The sequence below is a fragment of the Exiguobacterium sp. SH5S13 genome (assembly GCF_004337085.1).
GTDB lineage: Bacteria > Bacillota > Bacilli > Exiguobacteriales > Exiguobacteriaceae > Exiguobacterium > Exiguobacterium aurantiacum_A.
The window spans coordinates 44,907-52,178 of record NZ_SJUS01000023.1 but is presented as its reverse complement, the minus strand read 5'-3'; the positions used below and the strand labels follow the sequence as shown (position 1 = coordinate 52,178).

Below are 7,272 nucleotides of genomic sequence, written 5' to 3'. Positions count from 1 at the left end.
AGGGGAAAACAGCGCGTGAAACGCGAGCTCGGCTTCGCCCTCATGGCGGTGAACCTACGGAAGTTCATCGCCGTGGGCATCGGGGGAAGTGCAAAGAAGGGGTCCGGCCACCGAAAATCGGTGACCGAACCCCTCTTTTTATTGAAAAGCTTTAAAACAGGCTAGTTATGTCCCAGCCTCTTTTTTGTGTCATGTGAGCGGTCGTTTTTTCAACGCGAAGACGGTCGCCGCGAACACGGCGAGCGCCATACCGACCATGACGAGGACAGACAGCGTCGGGAACCGATCGTCATACATGTCGGCGACCCCGCTGTTGAACCAATAGGTCGGCAAGAAGCGTCCGACGAGCTGGAGCGATTCCGGGAGCCACGTCAGGCTGATAAAAGCGCCCCCGGTGATGGCGGCGGCCATCGTGACCGACGTCTGCCAAATGTTCGCCTTGTCCCGATTCGTCGCGAGGACCGCGATGAGTGAACCGATCGCGAGACAGACGAACAAGTAGACGGTGAACAATAGCGTGAGCACGGGGAGATGAGCGATGATGTCCTGCCGATAGAGGACGGCGCTAAAGGCGATCAGCATGAGCACGTAGATGAGTCCGACGGCACAAAATGATAAAAACAGCGACCCGACGTAGCGGCGCGGCGTGACCGGTGCCGCGAACAAGCGCGAGTAGATCAATTCATCCCGGTCGTCGGCGACAAAAAGCGGAATGAATTGGAGGAACGCCGACATCATGACGAACGACAACAGCCCGAGGAACGCCTGTGTCCGCGCGGTCGTGCCGACGCTCTCTTGGAACGGCTCGCTCGAGAGCGTGTAACCGTTCATTGTCTCCGCTTCCGCCAACTCGAGGAATCGCCCTTCGTCAAACTCACTCGCGACGAGCAGTTGCCGCTCGCGGGAAAGATGGGAGTTGAGCGCCTGTTCGATCAAGGCGGCGTCACTCCCTTCGGTCGCGCTGAACGAGAGCCGCGGGATGTCGCCGGCGAACAAGTCTTCCGTAAAACCGTCCGGGATCGTTAAGACGATATCTTGTCCTTCGAGTAGCGCCTCGTCGGCCTCGTCCGTCTCAAGCGGTGTCACCGAACCGAACCGGCCCGCCTCTTCGATGACCCGGCCCGACAACGAGCCGCCGTCACGGTCGAGAATACCGATCGAGACGTTCAAAGCAGACGTCGAATTGAGGAACGACAGGACGAGGGCGAATCCGAAGACGGAAACGAACGTGAACACCCATAACCCTTTTCTTCGGAGCATCCGTTTGGCGACGTGCCTAAACAAGACCACGGCGGCTCACTCCTTTCCATAACAGCAGGCTGATCACGGTGAAGACGGCGACGTGCAGGGCGAGCCAACCGAGACCTTGCCAAAACAAGGTGACGTCCCCGCCCCGGAGCAGCACTTGGAGGATGCCATCGCGCATAAAGATCGGCATGAACACGTATTTCGCCCACGGTGCGACGCTCAGCGTCACTTGGTCGAATCCAGGCACGTAGCCCCCGGAGAGGATCATGATGATAGCGACGCTACCGTTGACGATCGCGTCTTTCGTGCCGCGCGTGACGCGGGGCAGACTGGCGATTATAAATCCGAACGTGGTGCCGTAAAGGGCGAGTGCGACCCAGGCGAGAAACAACAGTCCGAAGTGGACGTAGTCGAGCGAGAAGCTTCGGTAGACGAAGTGACTGAACCAAAAGACGAGCACGAGCTGTAGAAAGATGAGCACGTAACGGCTGACCGTGCGGGCGAGCCGGTAGTCGATTGTCTTGACCGGAGCGGCCTGGATCCGGAGATAGCTGCCTTTCATCGGCTGTTCCTCACTGAGCATGCCCGTGATATAGAAGGCGCCGAACAAGGCGGTCATGATCGAAATCGTGACCGTGAAGTATTCGAGCGAGGTCGGGGTGCGGCCCGACAAGTCGACGCTCTCGCTGTCGATGAACGTCTCCGGCTCGAACGGGACGGCGACGCCTGACTCGGCGAGCATGATCTGTTGATTGGCGACGTCGGTATATTGCCGGATGACCGCCTCGAGCACATCGAACTCGATCGTCGTCGGTTCTTCATACAAGAGACGTACGTTTGACCCGTCGAGGTGCAAGATGACGTCGGCATCGCCGTCGTTGACGCCACGTTCGGCAGCGGCGACGCTGTCGTACGGGACGAGGTTGACGAACGCCTTGATGTCATCGTCGGCGAGGAACGTCTCGAGCGGGACGCGATAGTCGTCGGTCGACTGCTCGACATAAGCGACGTCTGTGACCGGGAGTGAGAAGTCGTTACTGAAAATGGCAGACAGCATCGTGCCGAGACCGAAAATGAGGATGATCGGGAACAGCAACATCCAAAACAAGGTCGAGCGGTCGCGCAGTTGTTGTTTGACATCGTATTTGATAAACGTCCACGTCTTCATGACCGTCACTCCCTTAGCGTCTTGCCGGTCAAGGCCAGGAAGACGGTATTCAAGGACGGGCGGTCGACAGTGATCGACGTGAACCGGACCTTCGCGTCGTGGAGCACGTCGAGGAGCGGGGCGAGCGGCGTGTCTTTCTCGAGCGACACCTCGATGTACGGCTCATGATACTCGACTTTCTTTACTTGACTGAGTGCGCCGAGCCGTTCGATGAGCCCTGGCGTCAAGGAATCAACTTTGATGCGGGCCGTCTCGAGCGTCATGACTTGGTCTTTCAACTCGTCTTGCGTCCCTTCGGCGATGATCTTCCCTTCGTCGACGATGGCGACGCGGTCGCACAGCATCTCGACTTCCTCCATGTAGTGGGACGTATAGATGATCGTCGCCCCGCGCCGGTTCAACTCACGGATGTTCTCGAGGATCGTGTTCCGCGACTGCGGGTCGATGGCGACGGTCGGTTCGTCCATAAAGATGAGCTCCGGTTCATGGACGATGCCGCAGGCGATATTTAAACGACGCAGCAGCCCTCCGGACAGTTCCGGCGGACGTTTCTTTTGGTGAGCGGTCAGCTCGACGAAGTCGAGGGCGGCCTCGGTCTTTTGTTTCGCCTCGGCCGGCTTGAAGCCATAAAGTTCGGCAAAAAATTGGATGTTCTCGAACACGGTCAGCTGGTCATAGACGGAAACGTGCTGCGGGACGATGCCGACGCGTTGCTTGATCGCCTGTTCGTCTTTCGGCATGACGCGGTCAAAGATACGGATCGTACCACTGTCGGCAGGATATAGGTTGAGCATGACGGAGATGGCGGTCGTCTTGCCGGCCCCGTTCGGACCGAGCAGACCGAACAGTTCGCCTGCTTCGACGTGGAGCGAGAAGTCGTTCAAGGCGATTGTCTCCCCGAAACGCTTCGTGACATGGTCGAGTGCGATGATGGACACGTGGACGCAACCCCTTTCAGATGGACGGACAGAAAAAGAGCATACAGAGATTTGTTCCCGTTTGCAGGGATTTTGAACGTGTTGGCGAATCAATTTGTTATAGTCCGATTATTCAGACAATTATAAAAAGAGGGAAGTAGGGATTGAGTATGAAAGGGTGGCAGTTCAACAAAGGAGAAGCGGGTGAAAAATTTCCTGACGAGATGGCGTGGGCGTTATTTTGCACGGTCGAGCCGAAGCGGATGGATGCGACGCTCCCGTTTTATTATGACGAGTCGGTGTTCCGCTTCACGAATGGGAAAGAGTCGTTCTATTTTAAAGTCTCCCCGAGCTACCACGAGTTCGAGGTGAACGTCAAAGGCGAGACGGGCGAACTGCTCTACTATCAACTGCTCCGCACCGTCAGCAAAGTCGAAGTGCTCGAAGACCGGCGCGACCATGGGGAGCTTTTAATCGTCATGACCGAGGACCGGACCCGGACCGTGACGACGATCGAGCTGACCGTCCGGCCGCGGTTTCGTGTGCTCGTCAAAGAGCACTATGTTTGAGTTTTCTTCAGAGTGGTACATTGTTTAGACACGATACCACGAGGAGGAGATTCATATGAAAGACGGACTAAACAAAAAAGTCGACGGATTCATCGATAAAGCGGCCGGAAAAGTGAAAGAAGCAGTCGGCAAATCGTCGGACAACCAGTCGCTCAAACGTGAAGGTCAAAAGGATCAAGTCAAAGGTACGGCAAAAGAGAAGACGGGCCAAGCCCAGCAAGATCTCGAAAGCTTGAAAGACGAGCGCCGCTAATCAAAATGGAGGACCGCCATGGGGCGATCCTCCATTTTTCATTTCGTCAAAAACACTTGGACATGAATCGTCGAGCCTTGTGCGTTTTTCGCTGTGCCGACCCCGAGATGCGTGAAGCGGCCGTTCAAGATGTTGGCGCGGTGCCCGCTCGAGTTCATCCAAGCGTCGACCGCTTGGCCAGGGTCGCTCGACCCCATATAAATATTCTCGCCCCAGCCACGATAGCTGACGTTGTAGGCGTCGAGCGTGTCACCCGGGCTGCCGTTCTCACGGAGTTGGTGCGAGAATTGACCGGTCCGTGCCATCTCATCGGCCCGGACTTGGGCGACGCGGTTCGCTTCGCTCGAGGCGGCGAGCGTTGTCAGGCCAGCCGCTTGGCGCTCTTTGTTCGTCTCGCTCAAGACGCCGCTCGCGGGAGCGGTGAACGTGACGTGTTTCGCCATAATGTAACCGGTCTTCGTCCCACTCGTCACCTTGTACCAACGTGTCGAGCCAGTATAACGGTACGAGCTCGTCTCGAGCTTTACACCTTGGCGGAGGAAAGCGACGTTCGAAGACGTCGTGAGCGGCCGTGATTTCAAATAGACGCTCGACGGGGCGACGTAAGCCGTTTTCTTGAACGCGACTTCCGCCGTCGATAGTTTGACGTAAGCGGCCGGGACGTAGGCGACCCCAGCCCCCCATTTAATCTTGTACCACTTTGATCCGCCGACGGTGAACGACGTCCGAACGGTCATCGTGCCGTAACGCTTGATCGAGCCGAGTCGTGCTGCTGAAAGCGACGGGGTTTTGCGGACCGGGAGCTGGCTGATGCCCGTGACCGAACCTTTCGTGTTGATTGCTGTTTCTGTATACGCCGCTTGGACGGTGGCCTGTTCGAGCGGGAGTGAAGCCGTCGACGGGGTGAACGTGAGCGCCGCGGCGAGTGCGCTTGATACGAGGATGGTAGTTGGTTTTTTCAAGAGGGAAGTCTCCTTTTCCGATAATATAACCATATAATATATTGAATAGGGCAATAGTGGGTATTACCATTCGATTACAAATAAGGGCAGACTCAAAAGAGCCTGCCTTCGTTTCATTCATACAGAAGATAATCTTTGCGGATCGGCAAGATCGCGTCGGTTTTGTCCATGATCGATTCGAGCGAGACACCGTCGGAAATCAAAGACACACGCATCGATGAAAGACCTATCCATCAAAATTGAATAATCAGGACGTTCGACTCAAAAATAATAAACGCTTGGATGCCATAACCAACGCCAGTCCGATCAAGACAATGCTAGTGACGAGCGGCCACGTGACACTGACGTCTTCGATTAACGCTTGACCCGACAATCCGCCAAGGTTCCAAGGCAACCAGTCCCAATCGACCCAACTGAGCAGGAGCGATAAGACGAAGTGGACACCGAGTGTGATGACGAGGGCGACGAGCCCGCTCTCGAGCAGCGCGGCGAATAAGAAGAAGAGCGACAGCTGCACGACGAAATGGACGATCAATAGACCCGTGGAAATGACAAAGTCCGTCACATCGAACGAGTCGAACAAGATGACCGTATAATAGGCGGCTGTGCCTTGGGCGAGCAAGATGGAGACGGCGGAAAGTAACGTGTAGTGTGCCCATTTACTCATGACGATGCGAGAAGCCGGAATGTTGAGCGACTTGAGCCAAGCGAGCGTACCGAGTGTACGTTCTTGGCTGAACGTATGCATCGCCGACAGCAAGACGATGAGCAGGCCGATCTGCCGCAGCTGCTCACTGACCGATAAGAGTACTTCGGCCGGTGTCGGCGTCGGGATCTCGATGACGGTCCCGTCCGGCAAGTTACCGCCTGACGCTAAAATGTCTGGTAAGAAGTAGAGCGTGAGCGGCTGCATCGCCGCGAGCAGCATCAGGGCGACCGGGACCCAGACGAGCCGTTTATTGCGCCACGATTCTTTCCATTCTTGTTTAAAGATGGCTGTCCGCATTAAGCGTTCACCTCCAAAAACAGTGATTCGAGCGACGGATGACCGACGTGGAACGATTGGATCATCAGTCCTTGGGCGAGGACGCGTTGCAGAATCGCCCGCTCGGACATCGTTTTATCGGACGTCTCGAACGTCCATGTCGTCCCCGTCCGCGAGACACGGACGACACCCGCGAGCGCGTTCCAATCGTCTTCTGTCGTCGTGTCATCGAACAGGCGAAGTTGGATGGATGATTTGGCCCCGAGCAAATCGGTGACGGTGCCTTCCATGAGCAGGCGTCCTTGCCGAAGCAGGAGCACCCAGTCGCTCGCCTCCTCGGCGTCAGGGAGCACGTGCGTCGAATAGAGAATCATCCGCTCACGCTTCAAGTCACTCAAGAGATCGAGCACTTCCCGGCGGCCGCGCGGGTCGAGCGCCGACACCGGTTCATCGAGCAACAATAGTTCCGGGTCGTGGACGAGCGCTTGGGCGATGCCGAGCCGTTGCCGCATCCCGCCTGACAAGTGCGCCGCCGGGCGGTCGACCGGTTCTAAGCCGACGCGTTTTAAGAGGTTCAAGGCGTCGACGCCGGTCGTGCCCGTCAAGTCGGCCGCATATTTAATCGTCTCGACCGGTGTGAGGGAAGGGTAAAGCGCCGGACGTTGTGGTAAATAACCGACCCGGATCGTGTCGTGACCCTCGATCTGTCCGGACGTCGTCGTCGTCACACGGGCGATCATGTTGAGGAGCGTCGTCTTGCCGGCCCCGTTCTCGCCGAGGAGCGACGTGCAGCCCGGGCGCAGCGAGAAGCTGACGTCATCGAGCGCGGTGAACGTGCCGAATCGTTTTGTGAGATGGCTCGCGTTCACTGTTTTGTCCGTCCCCAGAGGAAATAGACGATCGGACCGAGGATGTTGATAAAGACGATGACGAGGAGCCACACCCATTTCGGTCCGTTCGTTTCAGACCGCTTGAATAAATCGATCATGGCGACGACGAGAAGAATCAGCTGAAGTAATAATAAAGGCAGTAAAATTAATAGTAACGTACCCGGGTCGTTCATAATTTCCATAAAATTTCCCTCCTTAGTTAGCTGTGCATACACTAGTTGATTCCACACATAGGACGTTGTTCCTGTATAAGACACAAAAAATCCCTTTCTCGAGTCGA

At 56.4% G+C, this 7,272-nt stretch carries 9 protein-coding genes; 2 read left to right on the top strand and 7 right to left on the bottom strand.

The genetic code is table 11. The features are described from left to right. Positions 1–189: 189 nt before the first annotated feature. The 3 genes from EVJ30_RS11850 to EVJ30_RS11840 are packed head-to-tail and all read right to left on the bottom strand — an operon-like array spanning position 190 to position 3,354. Complete coding sequence (locus EVJ30_RS11850) at positions 190–1,290, bottom strand: ABC transporter permease (protein WP_131469241.1); 1,101 nt, start codon at positions 1,288–1,290, stop codon at positions 190–192. Then, on the bottom strand, positions 1,277–2,416 hold the full coding sequence (locus EVJ30_RS11845) for an ABC transporter permease (protein ID WP_236634068.1): 1,140 nt from the start codon (positions 2,414–2,416) through the stop codon (positions 1,277–1,279). The genes EVJ30_RS11850 and EVJ30_RS11845 overlap by 14 nt, the downstream gene beginning before the upstream one ends. A 5-nt stretch (positions 2,417–2,421) precedes the next feature. After that, entirely contained in the window at positions 2,422–3,354 is a 933-nt protein-coding gene (locus tag EVJ30_RS11840; RefSeq protein WP_236636087.1) for an ABC transporter ATP-binding protein, read from the bottom strand. 149 nt (positions 3,355–3,503) lie between these two features. Between EVJ30_RS11840 and EVJ30_RS11835 the strand changes: the two genes are divergently transcribed. Together EVJ30_RS11835 and EVJ30_RS11830 are read left to right on the top strand one after the other, a co-directional pair. After that, positions 3,504–3,902 (top strand): hypothetical protein, encoded by a 399-nt coding sequence (locus EVJ30_RS11835; RefSeq protein ID WP_070328546.1) that lies wholly within the window; start codon positions 3,504–3,506, stop codon positions 3,900–3,902. Between the two features lie 55 nt (positions 3,903–3,957). Next, the gene (locus EVJ30_RS11830) at positions 3,958–4,155 is read left to right on the top strand and encodes a CsbD family protein (RefSeq protein WP_131469237.1); all 198 of its coding nucleotides are present in this window, start codon (positions 3,958–3,960) and stop codon (positions 4,153–4,155) included. Positions 4,156–4,193: 38 nt separating this feature from the next. Here EVJ30_RS11830 and EVJ30_RS11825 read toward each other — a convergent pair whose 3' ends face one another. The 4 genes from EVJ30_RS11825 to EVJ30_RS11810 all read right to left on the bottom strand — a co-directional run bounded on the left by EVJ30_RS11825 (position 4,194) and on the right by EVJ30_RS11810 (position 7,174). After that, positions 4,194–5,117 (bottom strand): CAP domain-containing protein, encoded by a 924-nt coding sequence (locus tag EVJ30_RS11825; RefSeq protein ID WP_131469235.1) that lies wholly within the window; start codon positions 5,115–5,117, stop codon positions 4,194–4,196. 247 nt (positions 5,118–5,364) lie between these two features. Beyond that, complete coding sequence (locus EVJ30_RS11820) at positions 5,365–6,123, bottom strand: ABC transporter permease (protein ID WP_131469233.1); 759 nt, start codon at positions 6,121–6,123, stop codon at positions 5,365–5,367. Next, a complete protein-coding gene (locus tag EVJ30_RS11815) occupies positions 6,123–6,971 on the bottom strand; it encodes an ABC transporter ATP-binding protein (RefSeq protein WP_131469231.1) in 849 nt (282 codons plus the stop codon). Before EVJ30_RS11815 ends, EVJ30_RS11820 begins: the two co-directional genes overlap by 1 nt. Next, positions 6,968–7,174, bottom strand: a complete 207-nt coding sequence (locus EVJ30_RS11810; RefSeq protein WP_131469229.1) for a PLD nuclease N-terminal domain-containing protein — start codon at positions 7,172–7,174, stop codon at positions 6,968–6,970. The genes EVJ30_RS11815 and EVJ30_RS11810 overlap by 4 nt, the downstream gene beginning before the upstream one ends. Positions 7,175–7,272: the final 98 nt, after the last annotated feature.

Coding starts and splice junctions, on each gene's coding strand:
- EVJ30_RS11820 (WP_131469233.1), bottom strand. CDS start 6,123: ATGCGGACAGCCATCTTTAAACAAGAATGGAAAGAATCGTGGCGCAAT.
- EVJ30_RS11845 (WP_236634068.1), bottom strand. CDS start 2,416: ATGAAGACGTGGACGTTTATCAAATACGATGTCAAACAACAACTGCGC.
- EVJ30_RS11810 (WP_131469229.1), bottom strand. CDS start 7,174: ATGGAAATTATGAACGACCCGGGTACGTTACTATTAATTTTACTGCCT.
- EVJ30_RS11830 (WP_131469237.1), top strand. CDS start 3,958: ATGAAAGACGGACTAAACAAAAAAGTCGACGGATTCATCGATAAAGCG.
- EVJ30_RS11835 (WP_070328546.1), top strand. CDS start 3,504: ATGAAAGGGTGGCAGTTCAACAAAGGAGAAGCGGGTGAAAAATTTCCT.